Source organism: Streptomyces sp. NPDC089424 (genome assembly GCF_044749345.1).
GTDB lineage: Bacteria > Actinomycetota > Actinomycetes > Streptomycetales > Streptomycetaceae > Streptomyces.
Map to the genome: position 1 here is coordinate 1 of NZ_JBIVHU010000006.1, position 15477 is coordinate 15477.

Annotated in this window: 10 protein-coding genes; 7 read left to right on the forward strand and 3 right to left on the reverse strand. The window is 72.2% G+C overall.

Annotated features, from left to right (window positions below):
* Positions 1 to 529: 529 nt before the first annotated feature.
* From ACIP2X_RS24875 to ACIP2X_RS24885, 3 genes are all read left to right on the forward strand, one after another.
* Entirely contained in the window at positions 530 to 1807 is a 1278-nt protein-coding gene (locus ACIP2X_RS24875; protein ID WP_401676575.1) for a sensor histidine kinase, read from the forward strand.
* Complete coding sequence (locus tag ACIP2X_RS24880; protein WP_401676576.1) at positions 1792 to 2445, forward strand: LuxR C-terminal-related transcriptional regulator; 654 nt, start codon at positions 1792 to 1794, stop codon at positions 2443 to 2445. The genes ACIP2X_RS24875 and ACIP2X_RS24880 overlap by 16 nt, the downstream gene beginning before the upstream one ends.
* A gap of 203 nt (positions 2446 to 2648) precedes the next feature.
* Positions 2649 to 4235: a DUF1996 domain-containing protein gene (locus tag ACIP2X_RS24885; protein ID WP_401676577.1), complete on the forward strand. Its 1587-nt coding sequence runs from the start codon at positions 2649 to 2651 to the stop codon at positions 4233 to 4235.
* An 80-nt stretch (positions 4236 to 4315) separates the two neighbouring features.
* On the opposite strand, the gene ACIP2X_RS24890 is transcribed toward ACIP2X_RS24885, so the two are convergent.
* Positions 4316 to 4750 (reverse strand): hypothetical protein, encoded by a 435-nt coding sequence (locus ACIP2X_RS24890; RefSeq protein ID WP_401676578.1) that lies wholly within the window; start codon positions 4748 to 4750, stop codon positions 4316 to 4318.
* A 163-nt stretch (positions 4751 to 4913) separates the two neighbouring features.
* Between ACIP2X_RS24890 and ACIP2X_RS24895 the strand changes: the two genes are divergently transcribed.
* From ACIP2X_RS24895 to ACIP2X_RS24910, 4 genes are all read left to right on the forward strand, one after another.
* Positions 4914 to 6833 (forward strand): hypothetical protein, encoded by a 1920-nt coding sequence (locus tag ACIP2X_RS24895; RefSeq protein ID WP_401676579.1) that lies wholly within the window; start codon positions 4914 to 4916, stop codon positions 6831 to 6833.
* 69 nt (positions 6834 to 6902) lie between these two features.
* Positions 6903 to 7817, forward strand: a complete 915-nt coding sequence (locus ACIP2X_RS24900) for a metal-dependent hydrolase (RefSeq protein ID WP_401676580.1) — start codon at positions 6903 to 6905, stop codon at positions 7815 to 7817.
* Positions 7817 to 8857, forward strand: a complete 1041-nt coding sequence (locus tag ACIP2X_RS24905) for a PDR/VanB family oxidoreductase (RefSeq protein ID WP_401676581.1) — start codon at positions 7817 to 7819, stop codon at positions 8855 to 8857. Before ACIP2X_RS24900 ends, ACIP2X_RS24905 begins: the two co-directional genes overlap by 1 nt.
* 68 nt (positions 8858 to 8925) lie before the next feature.
* Positions 8926 to 9633, forward strand: a complete 708-nt coding sequence (locus ACIP2X_RS24910) for a TetR/AcrR family transcriptional regulator (RefSeq protein ID WP_401676582.1) — start codon at positions 8926 to 8928, stop codon at positions 9631 to 9633.
* Here the strand turns inward: ACIP2X_RS24910 and ACIP2X_RS24915 are convergent.
* On the reverse strand, positions 9630 to 9989 hold the full coding sequence (locus ACIP2X_RS24915) for a 5-carboxymethyl-2-hydroxymuconate Delta-isomerase (RefSeq protein WP_401676583.1): 360 nt from the start codon (positions 9987 to 9989) through the stop codon (positions 9630 to 9632). The genes ACIP2X_RS24910 and ACIP2X_RS24915 overlap by 4 nt on opposite strands.
* 43 nt (positions 9990 to 10032) lie before the next feature.
* Complete coding sequence (gene pulA, locus ACIP2X_RS24920; protein WP_401676584.1) at positions 10033 to 15432, reverse strand: pullulanase-type alpha-1,6-glucosidase; 5400 nt, start codon at positions 15430 to 15432, stop codon at positions 10033 to 10035.
* Positions 15433 to 15477 lie beyond the last annotated feature (45 nt).

The following is a 15477-nucleotide window of genomic DNA, read 5'->3' on the forward strand; positions in this document are numbered from 1 at the left end:
GGCGGCAGGCCGCGCAGGGGCATCCGCAGGCGCTCGGGCGGGTGGGACGGCGCCGAGCCACGGGCCACGTGGCGCCGGCGCGAAAGTGTGAGGGCGGCGCCGCGACAGAGGGGCTGCGGGTGCTCGGGCGGGGTGGGACGGCGCCCGGGGTACGGCGAGGCGGCAGGCCGCGCAGGGGCATCCGCAGGCGCTCGGGCGGGTGGGACGGCGCCGAGCCACGGGCCACGTGGCGCCGGCGCGAAAGTGTGAGGGCAGCGCCGCGACAGAGGGGTTGCGGGTGTCGGGCGGGGTGGGGCGGCGGCGGGCCGCGCAGGCAGGGGCGAAGGCTCCGCGCGTGCGGCGCGGCGGGGACGGGTCCGCGCTCGCTACGAGCAACCAGGTGGGGTGCGTAGCGACTGCCGGGCCGCGCAGGCGCTCGGGGGATGCGGAGATGTGGGGCGGGTGGGGGCGTGGGGTGTAGGTGGGTACACCCCCGGGGTGGGGGGCTCGGGCCAGTGACCGCTGGGAGCCGCTCCTCCAGACTGGCGTCATGACGATCGAGACCAGCGACATCCGCGGCGGCGGCAAGGCGACAGGGCGGGGCGGCACGGTCGTGCGGGCCGCGGTGCGCGGGCTGGCGCTGGCCCTCGTGGCCCTGCCGGGCGCGGTGCTCTGCCTCACCCTCTCCCTCGTGTCCATCGCGCTGATACCGATCGGCGTCGGCATCGTCACGACGCCGTGGGTCCTCACCGGCGTCCGGGCGTTCGCGAACTGGCGGCGGGTGCTGGCGGCCGAGTGGGGCGGCGTGCGCATCCCCCCGGCGTACCGGCCGCTGCCGAAGGACGCCAACCCGTGGGCGCGCACCTTCGGGATGCTGGGCGATCCGGCGACCTGGCGGGACCTGCGGTGGTTGCCGGTGGACATGACGGCGGGGTTCGTGACCGCCCTGCTGCCGGCGGTGCTGCTGCTCTATCCGCTGGAGGGCTTCGCCCTGGCGATCGGGCTGTGGCGGGTCTTCCCGGACGACTACTGGTACGGGTTCGTGCCGGTGACCGGCCAGGCCTCCGCGTTCGGCGCCGCGGCCCTCGGCGCCGTCCTGCTGCTGTTCGGGCATCACTTCACTCCCCGTCTGCTGGCCGCGCACTTCGCGCTCACCCGGGCCGTGCTCGGCTCCCCGCAGGGGGAACTGGCCGAGCGGGTGCGGGTGCTGACCGCAACCCGGCAGGTCGCGGTGGACACCTCGGCCGCCGAGCTGCGCCGTATCGAACGGGACCTGCACGACGGCGCGCAGGCCCGGCTGGTCGCCATGGGCATGGACCTGGGCACCGTGGAGATGCTGCTGGACAAGGACCCGGCGAAGGCGAGGGAACTGCTGGCCCAGGCCCGCCGGTCCTCCGCGGACGCCCTGGCGGAGCTGCGCGACCTGGTGCGCGGCATCCATCCCCCGGTGCTGGCCGAACGCGGACTCGGTGACGCGGTGCGGGCGCTGGCGCTGCGGCTGCCGGTCGCCAGCGAGGTGACGGTGGACCTGGACGGGCGGGCGCAGCCGCCGGTGGAGTCGGCGGCGTACTTCGCGGTGAGCGAGGTGCTCACCAACGCCGTCAAGCACGCCGACGCCGACCGGATCTGGCTCGACGTGCACCACGCCGACGGGATGCTGCGGATCGCGGTGACCGACAACGGCAGGGGCGGTGCCGCGATCGGGGCGGGTTCGGGACTGTCCGGGGTGGAGCAGCGGCTCGGTACATTCGACGGCGTCCTGGCCGTCAGCTCTCCGGAGGGCGGCCCCACCATGGTCACCCTGGAGATCCCGTGCGCGTTGTCCTAGCCGAAGACCTGTTCCTGCTGCGCGACGGGCTGGTCCGGCTGCTCGAGGCCTACGACTTCGAGATCGCGGCGGCCGTGGAGAGCGGGCCCGAGCTGGACCGGGCGCTGGCCGAGCTGAAGCCGGACGTGGCCGTGGTGGACGTACGGCTGCCGCCCACGCACACCGACGAGGGCCTGCAGTGCGCGCTGCGGGCCCGCCGGGCCAGGCCCGGGCTGCCGGTGCTGGTGCTCTCGCAGCACGTGGAGCAGCTGTACGCCCGCGAGTTGCTCGCCGACGGCAGCGGCGGGGTGGGCTATCTGCTGAAGGACCGGGTCTTCGACGCGGACCAGTTCGTGGACGCCGTACGACGGGTCGCCGCGGGCGGTACGGCGATGGACCCGCAGGTCATCCAGCAGTTGCTGGCCCGGCGGGCGGCCGACGACCGGCCGCTGGCCCGGCTGACGCCGCGCGAGCGGGAGGTGCTGGAGCTGATGGCGCAGGGCCGGTCCAACGCGGCGATCGCGGCCCATCTCGTGGTGACGGAGCGGGCGATCGCCAAGCACACCTCCAACATCTTCGCCAAACTGGGCCTGGAGGTGTCGGACGACGACAACCGCCGCGTGCTGGCGGTCCTCGCGTATCTCGACCACGGCCACTGACAGCGGAAGCACCTGTTCACCGGCCGTGGACACCCTGCAACTCCCGGTGTTCCAGAGGCTGTTGGTTTCACCGAGTCCTCACGAACTTCTCAACGATTTCCGGGACGGCTGAACACCCGTGGGACGCGCCGCGTATCTGAGGGAGCCGCTTCACTCCTGTCGGGCGCCTCGATGCTGCCCCGCAAGGAAGTCAGAGGAGTTCCATGGGACGCAACACACGCAAACGCCGTACGCCGCTGGCCACCAAGGCCATTGCCGCATCGGCGGCCCTAGCGCTCGGTGGGGGCGGGCTTGTCTGGGCCAATTTCTACGCCTCGGCGGACGAGGACAACGGCTGGTCGAACCGGACGACGGCGACCGCGGGCCAGGTGGCCACGATCGACTGCCCGGACGTCGGCCAGCAGATCTCCGAGGTGCCGGACCAGGCCCGTGGGGAGGTGGACGGCGAACTGGCGACGCTCGACCAGCAGATCACCGAGGCCTACCAGCGGCTCGCGGCCACGCGCGACGCGCAGGTGAGGGACGCGAGCTTCGTCCAGAACACCATCCTCGGCCCGCTCAAGGACCGGCGGCAGGTGATCATCGACCGCATCCAGCTGGAGATCAACCGGGCCGGCGGCAGCGCCCCCGAGCAGCTGGACGGCCTGTCCCCCTGCACCGGGAAGCCCGCCGAGACCACCGACGGCGAGCAGGACCAGAACGGCGACGGCCAGCAGGACGGCGACCAGAACGGCGACGGGCAGCAGGACGACGGCCAGCAGGGCGACGGGCAGCAGGACGGCGGCCAGCAGGACGGCGGGGACCAGAACCAGGGCGGCGACGGCCAGGAGGGCGACGGCGAGCAGGGCAACGGCGGCCAGGCCGGCAACGGCCCGGTGGCCGCGGACTTCCAGGACATCACCACCGTCCAGCCGAACACCCGCAACCTCCCCAACGGGCTCGCCGCGAACGGCAGGAGCGGTTCGCGGGGCAGCTTCACCACGAAGTGCGGCACCAACTCGAACGACAACCACAACACGGACAACGTGATCGTGGCGCCGGGCGTCACCAACGGCGCCCACCACCTGCACGACTACGTCGGCAACCAGAACAACGACGCGTTCGCGAGCGACGAGGACCTGGCTGCGGCCGACACCACCTGCCAGAACCAGGGCGACAGGTCGTCGTACTTCTGGCCGGTGCTGCGTCTGCAGGACGGTTCGCAGGACTTCGACCAGAACAACGCGGGCGGCGGCACCGAGGGCAACGTGGGCAAGATCCTGGAGCCCAAGGTCGCCCAGCTCAAGTTCGTCGGCAACAGGACAGGCCGGGTCGTCGCGATGCCGCGGGCCCTGCGCATCATCACCGGTGACGCCAAGGCCTTCGTCAACGGTCTCGCGAACGCCAACACCGCCTGGACCTGCACCGGGTTCGAGGACCGCCAGCTGACGGACAAGTACCCGCTGTGCCCCGACGGCAGCGACGTGGTGCGCCTGTCCAAGTTCCAGAGCTGCTGGGACGGCCAAAACATCGACAGCGCCAACCACCGCACGCACGTGGCGTTCGTCCAGGCCAACGGCGCCTGCCCGAACGGCTTCCAGGCGATCCCCCAGCTCCAGGTCCGACTGGTCTACGAGGTCCCGACCCCGACCGTCGAGAACGGGGTGGTGCAGAACCCCTTCGCGGTGGACACCTTCCCGGAGCAGCTGCACAAGCCGATCACCGACCACAACGACTTCATCAACTTCTTCTCGCAGCGGACGATGAACAAGATGGTCAACTGCATCAACAGTGGCCGCAAGTGCCAGTGACGCGCGGGTAGCACCAGTAGCACCAAGGGAGAACCGGCGGCGGGAATGTCCCGCCGCCGGTTCTTCGTGTGTGCGTCAGGTCAGTGACCGGTGTGCGTGGCCCCACCGGACTTCTCGTGCACGGAGTGGTCGGTGCCCTCCTCGATGTCTCCGCCGAGCGTGGACTGCAGCGCACGCACCACGGGGGTGTCGCCCACGGCGACCCACTTGCGGCCGACCAGGTAGTGACCGCCGTAGTCCTTGGCACCGTTGATCCACTCCCGCTGCCCCCGGTCCGTGGCGAAGGTCGCGAGGACGAACTTGCCGTCGGTGTTCTTGCAGATGGCCTGCCGGATCTCGTCCGCGTCGGTCTGCATGTTCGGCTCGCACCGCACCTCGGCGGCGAGATGCTCCAGGCTGCCGGTCGCCGTCTGCGGTACGGCCGCCTGGTCGCCGCCGCCGTCGGAGCCGCACCCCGCCAGTGCCAGCACGGCCACGGCGCCGCCCAGGGCGAGCATCGGTCGGGTCAGCCTCATCTGTTCCTCCGGTCGGTCGTGGAGCGGACGCGCCTGCGCCTCAGTTCGATACGGCTGCGGCGCGCGCCGTGCTCAATGCGCCCGCCCCGGCTGTTCGTCAACGCGCATCGCCCACTCACCCGTGTGGCGGTGACCAACGGTCGATTCGCTCGTTCTGCTGAACGTGCAGTCACAGGATGTCGCCCCTCGCCCCACGCCTTCCGCTTCCGACCCGGTCGTCGACGTCGAGCAGGCCGAGGCCGCTCTCGTCGAGCACTATCCGCGGCTGGTCCGTCTCGCCTACCTGGTGCTGCCGCCCGCCCTGGGCCGCAACCGGCGGGTGCTGACCTCGCACGCCCTCACCCAGCGCGCGCTGCCCCGCGGCCGCGCCGCGGCGTCGGTCATCCCGGCCCAGTCCACCGGTCGCGACGGCGATCCGGGCTATGCCTTCGTCCGGCTCCAGGTGCTGCGCACGGCACTGGAGGCGGGCCTGCCGCTGCGGCGCAAGGCGTGGCCCAAGCGGGCCCAGCTGCCGCCGCTGCTCCCCCAGGTGTGGGGCCTGCGGCTGTTCCCGCGCTCGGGCGGCGCCGACGAACTCGCGCTGGACCAGCACCTGTCCGCGCTCTCCGCGCCCGCCCGTGCCGCCTACGTGCTGCGCGGCCTGGAGCGGCTGCCCGACAGCGACGTCCACCACGTCCTGCGCACCGCGGGTGTGGACGACCCGGACGCCGCGCTCCAGGAGGCCGACGGCGTCCCCGTCCAGTACACGCTGCTCGACTCCCCCGAGTTCGATCCCTGCTCGCTCCAGGCCCGGCCCACCGATCTGATGCGCCGCCGCCAGCATCTGAAGGCCGCGCTCGCCGCCGCGGCGGCGGCCGCCGTGTGCGGGGCGCTGCTCGCACTGCCCGGCGACGGCTGGGGCCCGGACGGTGCGGCGGCCCCGCCGTACGCACAGAACCCGGCGGCGCAGGCCGCCCTGGAGCCCGACCGGCTGCTGAAGGTCTCCCCCGTCGCCTGGCGGTCCGCGAGCCGCACCGACTTCTCCGTCTGGCCCGCCCGGGGCGACCTCACCACCGACCGCACGCTGCTGCGCCGCGCCCTCGCCGTCTGGGCGCGCCCCGGTGAGACGGTCCAGGTCTCGGCGACCCCCGGCACCCCGTCCGGCGGACCGGCCGGCCCGCCGCAACTGCTGTACGCCGGACAGGTCGACAACGCCCGCGTGGTGATCTTCTACGACGGCCTGCGCATCGCCCGCTACGCCGAGCCGAAGGACGGCACGGCGGGCGCCGCCCTCGACTTCGCCCGTGCCGACGGCGCGAGCCGGGTGGAGTCGAGCGCGGTGGTGCTGAACCGGACCGACGGCAACGTCCGCTATCTGACGGCCCCGTGGGTCGCGAAGGCGGCCGAGCGCGACCTGATGAAGCCGGCCTCCGGTGCGATGGACCTCGCCGTCACGGAGGGCGTCACCGCGCCGCTGGCCAGCCCCGCCACCCAGTCCGGCACCTGCACCTCCTGGAACGTCCTCCAGGTCACCGACGACTCCGGCACGCGGCTGCTGACCGACCTCGGCGAACTGGTACCGGCCCGCCTCACCAACGGCCGTCCGGGCTCGCCGCACGACGCGGCGGGGGCCGAGGCGCTGCGCAGCTGGGCCCCGCTCGGCTGTTCGCTGGGCGGTCTGCGCGGGCAGGGGGTGCGGTCGGTGAACGCCTGGCAGTACGCCGAGCAGCCGCTGCCCGACGCGAGCGGCACGGCGGCGTGGGTGTGCACCCGCGGCGAGACCTGGCGCGGCGGCGGTGAGCGGGTGCTGGCGCAGTTCCACACGCCAGGCGGCACGTACGCGGCGGTCGCCGCCAAGGCGGAGGACGTCGCGGCGTGCGGGGCCCGCGATCCGCAGGTGCTGGCCGGGGTGCTGTGGAAGTCCGCGGCGGGTTCCTGGTACCTGCTGGCGGCGGGCAGCCGGGACACCGCGTCGATCAGCGCCACGGGCGGGGTGCGCCAGACCGCGCAGGGCAAGTTCCTTGCCGCGAAGGCGAAGCAGGGTGCCGAGGCGGAGCTGAAGGCGACCCTGACGGACGGGCGGACGGTCAGCGGCCTGCGCTAGCTGACACGGGTGTCAACAAGTCGCCGCAGAAGGGTTCCGCGGCGACTTACCCATCAGTACATTGACGCCATGTCCAACACCGAGGCGCGTACGCCCCGCCCCGTGGAGTCCGAGCGGATCCCGCTCAAGGCGCGGAAGGTGTCGTTCTCCTGGGAGGACACGCCGCTGCACTGGGTGCCGGGTGATCCGTTCACCACGCACACCATCAACGTGCTGCATCTGCTGCTGCCGGCCGGTGAGCGGTGGTTCGTCCACGTGTACCGGCAGGTGCTGCCGTACATACGCGACGACCGCCTGCGCGAGGACGTCATCGGGTTCATCGGGCAGGAGGCGATGCACTCCCAGGCCCATGACGAGGTGCTGCCGCACCTGAAGGGGCAGGGGCTCGACCCGACGCCGTACACCGCCCAGGTCGACTGGCTCTTCGAGAAGCTGCTCGGGGACCGCACGCTGCCGCCGGGGCGGGCGCGCCGGTGGTGGCTGATGGAGCGGGTCGCGCTGATCGCGGCGATCGAGCACTACACCGCCTTCCTCGGCGACTGGGTGCTGAACGCCGAGGAACTGGACCGGCGCGGCGCGGACCCGACCATGCTGGACCTGCTGCGCTGGCACGGCGCCGAGGAGGTCGAGCACCGGTCCGTCGCCTTCGACCTCTTCCTGCACGTCGACGGCGGCTACGCGCGCCGCGTGCGCACCTGGGCGACCGCCTTCTCCGCGCTGGTCTTCCTGTGGCAGCGCGGGACGCGCTTCTTCATGGAGAACGACCCGACGCTGCTCGACGGGAAGGCCTCGGTCAAGGACTTCCATGTGCGGGGCAGGCGGGGGTTGCTGCCGACGGCCGGGGACATGGCGCGCTCCGTCCCGCGCTATCTGAGCCGGCAGTACCACCCGTCGCAGGAGGGTTCCACCGAGCAGGCGGTCGCCTACCTCGCCTCCTCGCCCGCCGCCCGCGCCGCTCTCGCGGCCGGGAAGGAGGGCGCGTGATGCCGGGGCTGCGTACCGTGGCGGTCGTCGCGGGGACCGCGTTGCTGGCCCGGCGGGCGCTGCGGCGCCGTATCCGGACCTCGCCGCTGTGGCCGATGCCCGCCCTTCAGGAGCCGGTCTCCGGGCGGCCGCGGTCGCGGGCGCTGCGGCTCCTGGTCACCTCGCGGGAGACGATCGCCGAGGGCGTCGTGCAACTGCGGCTCGAAGGGCACGACTTGCCCCGCTGGGAGCCGGGGGCGCATCTGGACCTGGTGCTGCCGTCGGGGCTGGTGCGCCAGTACTCGCTGTGCGGGGATCCGGAGGACACCTCGTCGTACACCGTCGCCACCCGGCTGGTGCCCGGGGGGCGGGGCGGTTCGCGGGAGGTGCACGAGCAGGTGCGTCAGGGCATGGAGGTCGAGGTGCGCGGACCTCGCAACCGCTTCCCGCTGGTCGCCGCCGGCGCCTATGTCTTCGTCGCCGGGGGCATCGGGATCACGCCGGTCCTGCCGATGCTGCGGGCGCTGCCGCCGGGGGCGGAGTGGCGGTTGCTGTACGGCGGGCGGTCGCGCGCGTCGATGCCCTTCCTGGAGGAGGTCGAGAAGCTGGGCCCGGAGCGGGTGACCGTGGTGGCCGAGGACGAGGCGGGACTGCCCGACCTCGACGCCCTGTTCGCCGGTGTGCCCGAGGACGCCGCCGTGTACTGCTGCGGGCCCCAGGGGCTGATGGCCGCGGTCGAGGAACGGGTTCCCGGCGTCCGGCTGGAGCGGTTCGCGCCCGGGGCGCGGGCCGCCGGGAACGGTGCCTTCGAGGTCGAACTGAGGCGCAGCGGCCGGACGCTGACCGTGCCGGCCGGCAGCAGTGTGCTCGCCGCCGTGCGGGCCGAACTGCCGGACACCCTGTACTCCTGCGAGCAGGGTTTCTGCGGGACCTGCCGGCAGCGGGTGCTTCAGGGCGAGGTCGACCACCGGGACGAGTTGCTGACCGACGGGGAGCGGGGCGACTCGATGCTGATCTGTGTGTCGCGGGCACGAAGTGAGAGACTTGTGTTGGATATGTGAACGGTTCGGCAGGGCACCTGGATCAGTCCTGCCCGTTCGAGGCTGGATCCGATCGGTAAGGTGTCCGTATGTCTACCGGGGTTCGCCGCAGGATGGGTGTCGAGGAGCGGCGGCAGCAGTTGATCGGCGTCGCCCTCGAACTGTTCAGCCGCCGCTCTCCCGACGAGGTCTCCATCGACGAGATAGCGTCCGCCGCGGGCATCTCGCGCCCGCTGGTCTACCACTACTTCCCCGGAAAACTCAGCCTGTACGAGGCCGCGTTGCAGCGGGCGGCGGACGATCTGGCGGGGCGGTTCGTCGAACCGCACGAGGGTCCCCTCGGCGCCCGGCTGCGGCGGGTGATGCACCGCTTCTTCGACTTCGTGGACGACCACGGCCCCGGTTTCTCGGCGTTGATGCGCGGGGGCCCGGCGGTCGGCTCGTCGCGGACCAACGCGCTCGTCGACGCGGTACGGCAGGCGGCGTACGAGCAGATCATGTCGCACCTCGGTGTCACGGACCCGCCCGCGCGGCTGGAACTGGTCGTCCGCTCCTGGATCTCGCTGGCCGAGTCCACGGCCCTGATCTGGCTGGACGGCCGGCGCATCCCGCGCGAGGAACTGGAGTCCCAGCTCGTCAACGACTTCGCCGCGCTGGCCGCGGTGAGCGCGACCTACGACGAGGAGACGGCCAGCCTGATCCGCCAGGTGCTCAAGGACGAGCCGGCGGACGGCCCCTTCACCGACCTGGCGACCCGCCTGATCGCCCTGGCGTCCCAGGCACCGGACGCCGCCTAGGGCCTGTCGAAGGTGCGGTACGAGGGGGCGAGGTCGCGGACCTCGGCGGAGGCGTGGAGGGTGCGGCCCGGGCTCTGCCGCACATGCCGGCGCAGGAGGTCCAGCACGGTCTCGGTCAGCCGCGCCTTGGTGTCGTCGTCACGGCCGGCCAGCAGGCCGACCGTGACGTGCACGACCGCGTGCCCCTCGCTCTCGTCCCCGACCACGGTGTCCGCGGCCGGGCGGAACTGTGTCTTGCACGCCGGGAGCCTCGCCGCGGCGATCTCCACGACCGCGGTGTGCAGGGCGCGCGCGAAGGCGGGCCGGTCGAAGTCGTCCGCCAGGGTGGCGGAGTGGTCGACGGTGATCTGCGGCATGGGTGCTCCTGTTCTGGGTGGGACAGGAGCACCCTAGAGCCTGTCAGTGCGATCGGGTGAACACGGCGACCGTGCGGGCCGGTACGGCGAACGTGCCGCCGCCGGCCTCGTACGACGCCCCCTTGACCACCGCGTCGGCGCCCTTCGCCTGCACGGGGTGCAGCCGGTAGCCGCGCCCGGCGAGTTCGGCGACCCGCTGCTCCTGACGCTCGGGCGTCGCGTTGAACACGACGACCAGGTCGCCGAGGCGCATGGTGATCACGCCGGGTGTCTCACCGGTGCCGGACAGCGGGAAGGAGAGCTGCTCCTGCACCTGCCCGGCCGTGTCCAGGGAGAAGGCCCCCTCCGTCGTACGGATCCTCAGCAGGTCCCGGTACGCCGCCGAGGCCCCCTCGATCTGGGCGCACCCGACGCCGACCGAGCCCAGCAGCGGCTTCGCGTACGGCCACTTCGGCCCGTTGTCGGCGGCCGGCGGCAGCCCGCGCCCGAAGCCGTTGCCGTCGGCGCAGTTCCAGTGGATGGCGTTGAACCAGTCGCCGCTGTCGTAGGAGTTGCGGTCCAGCGACTTGGAGCGCAGCAGATCGGTGCCGGCCTGGGAGAGGGACGGGCCCTGCGACAGGGTGGCCGTGGCCATGGCGAGGACCTGCATCCGGGCACGGTCGGCGGCCCCGGTGCCGGCCGGCAGCTTGAAGGTCAGGGCGTCGAACAGGGATTCGTTGTCGTGGGCGTCCGCGTAGGCGAGGGCGTCGCCTGGAGCCGCCGCGTATCCGGCAGGCTGGCCGTTGTAGTCGACCTCGGAGCCCTTTACCTGCCTGCCGCCGGTGTCCGTGAAGCGGTACTCGGCGAGGTTTCCGGTGAGCCCCACCTTGATGAGGTCCTGGTAGTGCAGGAGGCGGGCCTTCTGCTCGGCCGTCGTGCCGCCCGCCGGCGAGCCGTTGGGCTCCGTCCAGAGGCCCGACGCGAAGCCCTGGACGCCGGGGTCCTCGTCGAAGGGGCCGCCGCCGCGGACGGCGTCACGGGCCCGGTCGGAGAAGGTGGCGATCCCGGTGCCGGCCATGTTCTTCTGCGTGGCCTGCTCGAAACGGGCGTCGTCGGCGATCTCGCCGAAGTTCCAGCCCTCGCCGTAGAGGATGATCTTCCTTCCGTCGACGCCGTCCTTCCGCAGGGTCAGCGCGTCGAGGGCCTTGCGGACGGCGAGGATGTTGGCCTTCGGGTGGTGGCCCATGAGGTCGAAGCGGAAGCCGTCCACCTTGTACTGCTTGGCCCAGGTGACGATCGAGTCGACGACGAGCTTGCCCATCATGGCGTTCTCGGGGGCGGTGTTGGCGCAGCAGGTGCTGTTCGCGACCGAGCCGTCCGCGAGGAGCCGCTGGTAGTAGCCGGGCACGATCCGGTCCAGGACCGAGGTGCGGGCCTGGCCACTGGCCGCCGTGTGGTTGTAGACGACGTCCATGACGACCCGCAGTCCGTCGTCGTTGAGGGCCTTGACCATCTTCCGGAACTCGACGGTACGGGCCGTGCCGTCCGGGTCGGTGGCGTAGGAGCCCTCAGGGACCGTGTAGTGGAAGGGGTCGTAGCCCCAGTTGTAGGCGTCCTTCGCGGCGACCGCCGCGACGCACTCCTGCTGCCGCTCGGAGTCCGCCGGGAACGAGGCGAGGTCGCAGCCGACGGTCGCCTGGTCCGCCTTCCTCTCGGGGATGGTGGCGATGTCGAAGGCGGGCAGGAGGTGGACGTAGGAGGTGCCGGACTCGGCCAGGCGGCGCAGGTGCTTGCTGCCGTCGCTCGACCTGTCGGCGAAGGCGAGATAGGTGCCGGGGTGCCGGGCCGTCCTGTCCTCGACGGAGAAGTCGCGGATGTGCAGCTCCTGGATCTGCGCGTCCTTCAGCGGCACGCCCGCGGGCTTGCGCAGCGACGTCCAGCCGTCGGGGGTCAGGGAGCGGTCGCCGAGGTCGACGAGCAGGCTGCGCTCGGAGTCGGCGGTGAGGGCCAGCGAGTAGGGGTCGGTGACCCTGTTCGTGACGATCTCGCGGACGCTGGGGGCCCAGACCTTCACGACGTAGCGGTAGGGCTTGTTCCTCCAGGACGCGGGGCCGGTGACGGACCAGACGCCGGTGGCGGCGTCGCGCCGCATCGGCTTGAGGGAGCCGTCCAGTTCGAGGGAGACGCTCTGGGCGGTGGGCGCCCAGACGGCCAGCGTGGGCCGGCCCTGGTGGAACGTCGGGCCGAGCGTCGCCTTCGTCGCGTCGAACAGGTCGTCGAGCACGCCGGCGATCTGGACGCCGGTGGCCGAGAGCACAGCGCCGTTGGCGGCACGCTGCGAGGCGACGAGCCGGCCGCGCAGGGCCTCACGGACCCGGTCGCGGTCCCGTGGGTCGACGGACCACGCCGTGTGGTCCTTCAGGTGGGGGAACTTCGCCTTCTGGGCGTCGGTGAGGGCGGTCCTGGACAGCCGGAGCCACTGCGCGTCGCCGGTGAGCGTGCCGTTCTCCACCTCGATCGCACCGTCGCGCGAGGCGAGCAGCTGGGTGGAGGCGGCCGCCTCGGAGCCGTTCCAGACGACGGTGTCCCGGTCGATCCAGATCGCCTTGGACGTCGTCAGGTCGAGCGCGGCGGCGCTGCCCGCCGGCTGCGGCAGCAGGTACTTCTCCTGGCCGCTCAAGAGCCACACCTCGTGGCCGTCGGACTTGAGGTCCAGCGCCTGGTCGGTGGGAAGGTCCTTCTCGTCGCCCTTGTGGAGGATGTAGCTGAGGCTGGTGGCACCCTCGGTGAGCGGTACCTCGAAGACCGCGCCATAGGAGTCAGTCTTCACCGGCATCAGGGGCTTCGACCAGTCGGTGGGCTGTGCGGCGCCCGTCCAGACGTGCAGCCCCCAGCCGTCGTAGGCGCCGTCGGCGCGGTGGTAGTGGAGCACGGCCTTGGACGTGTCCTCGGCCGGGTACTCCGGACGTTCCGTGCGGACGGTCTCCTCGCCCTGCTCGATCCAGACCTCGCCGGTCTTCGTCAGGTCGATCGTGCGGTCGGCGGCGACGTCCTTGTCGCCGTCCTCGTCGATGACGAGGAAGCCGAGGTGGGAGGCGCCGGGCTTGAGCTTGACGTAGGCGAAGGCGCCGTAGGCGTCGCGGCCGGTGAAGGGGTGGCTGTCCGGCCAGGTGGTCGACTCGCCGTCGGCGAGGTCGCCCCAGGCGTACAGGCCCCAGTCGGCGTAGTTCCCGTCGGGGCGGTGGTAGTGGACGATCGCGTGGTCGCGCGAGGTGGCGGTGGGGGGAGGCTCGGTGGCCGGGGTTCCGGTGGTGCTGTCCGCCGTGGCGCTCGCCGTGCGGCCCCTGGAGTCGACGACGACCGCCTTGTAGCGCAGGGCGGTGCCGGGCGCGACGTCCTTGCCTATGGTCTGGGTGACCTTGTAGGGGGCGTGGTCGGCGGAGCCGAGGGTGCGCCATGTGCCGTCGCCGGTCCGGGCGGCGAAGACGACGCGGTTGCGGGCGCCGCCGTCGACGTCCGCGGTGATCTCGACGGTGCCGGTGGCGCCGGGGGCCGGGGCGGCGAGGGTGATCGACGGCTCGGCGGCGGGGGCGGCGGGCGCGCCGGTCGCCTGGAGCACGACGGCCGCGCGGGCCGGCACGGTGACGGTGAGCTTCCCGTCGGCGGCGCTCTTCACGGAGGTCCTGGTGCCGTGGAGGGCGCGGAAGGTGGTGGCCGGGGTGTCGGTCGGGAAGGTGGCCGTCCTCGCCCCGTCGGCGTTGTTGAAGGCGACGACGTACTCCGTGCCGCGCTTGGCGTCCGTGCGGGAGACGGCGTAGACGCCGGGGCCGTCGGCCGCGTAGCGCTCGGTCTGGACGCCGTCGGCGAGGGCGGGATGGTCCTTGCGCAGTTTCGCGAGTGCGCTGATCTGCCGGTAGAGCGGTGCTCCGGTGTCGTAGGCGTCGTCGGCGTGCGTCCGGTCCGTGCCGAGCTGGTCGTCGTCGAGGTAGTCGGCGGTGGTGGAGGCGAACATGGTCTGGCGGGCGTCCTTGTCGCCGCCCGCGCCGGTGAAGCCCTGCTCGTCGCCGTAGTAGATCACCGGGTTGCCGCGGCTGAGGAACATCAGCTCGTTGGCGAGCCCGGCCTTCTGGACCAGCTCGGCGTCGGTCGCGTCCGGGTCGTCCTGTCTCAGGAACGTGCCGATGCGGCCCATGTCGTGGTTGCCGAGGAAGGTGACCTGCTCGTACGCGTTGGCCCTGCCGGACGTGTACTTGTAGTCGTCGGCGAAGACCGAGGCGAGCCGCTCGGCGCTGCCGCCCTGGGAGGCGTAGGCGCGGGCCGCGTCCTGGAAGGGGAAGTCGAGCGTGGAGTCGAGGCGGCCCTGGGTGACGTACGGCGAGGTCACCGACGTGTCGGCCGAGTAGACCTCGCCGAACATGAAGAAGTCGTCGCGTCCCCGCTGGGCGGCGTAGGAGTCGAGGGCGGTGGCCCACTGGGTCCAGAACTCCATGTCGACGTGCTTCACGGTGTCGATGCGGAAGCCGTCGATGTCGAAGTCGCGCACCCAGCGCCGGTAGATCCTCTCCATGCCCTCGACGACCTCGGGACGCTCGGTCCACAGGTCGTCCAGGCCCACGAAGTCGCCGTAGGTCGCGGACTCGCCGGCCCAGGTGGAGTCGCCGCGGTTGTGGTACATCGTCGGGTCGTTGAGCCAGGAGGGGACCTTGACGTTCCGCTTGGCCTCGGGGACGACGGGGGTGCGCGGGAAGGAGTCCCGGTCCACGGCCGGGAAGTCCCTTTTCCCGTCGGCGTGTTCGGCGTCGTCGAAGGGCTCGCCGTCCTCGGTGAGGTACGGGAAGGCGCCCTTGGAGAGGTAGTCGTAGGACTTCTGCTCGTTGTCGACGACGTCGGCGGTGTGGTTGGTGATGACGTCGAAGAAGACCTTCATGCCCTTGGCGTGGGCCTTGTCGATGAGGGTTTCGAGGTCCTCGTTGCTGCCGAAGTGCGGGTCGACCTGGGTGAAGTCGGTGATCCAGTAGCCGTGGTACCCGGCGGAGGCGTTCGCGCCCTCGCCCTGCACCGGCTGGTTCTTGAAGATCGGGGCGAGCCAGATGGCGGTGGTGCCGAGGCCCTTGATGTAGTCGAGCCTGCGGGTCAGTCCCTTGAGGTCGCCGCCCTGGTAGAAGCCCTTGTCGGTGGGGTCGTAGCCGGTCGCGAGGCGTGAACCGGTCAGTCCGCCGCGGTCGTTGCCCTTGTCCCCGTTGGCGAAACGGTCCGGCAGCACGAAGTAGAACTGCTCGCGGGTGAGGTCGTGCCGGGCGGGCTCGGCGGCGAGCCTCGCGTCCGACGGCGGTGGGGGCGGGGCGGCCGCCCGCGCGGCGAGGGGCTGGACGAGCGCGGCGGCGAGCGCGGCCACGGTGACGGCCGCGACCCGTCCGGCATGGGCGGTACGGCGCCTGCGGGGCGCCGGCCAACTCGATGTCACGAGGGTGAACTCCTTGCGATTGCGGCTCTCTTGGGTCCGACCCCT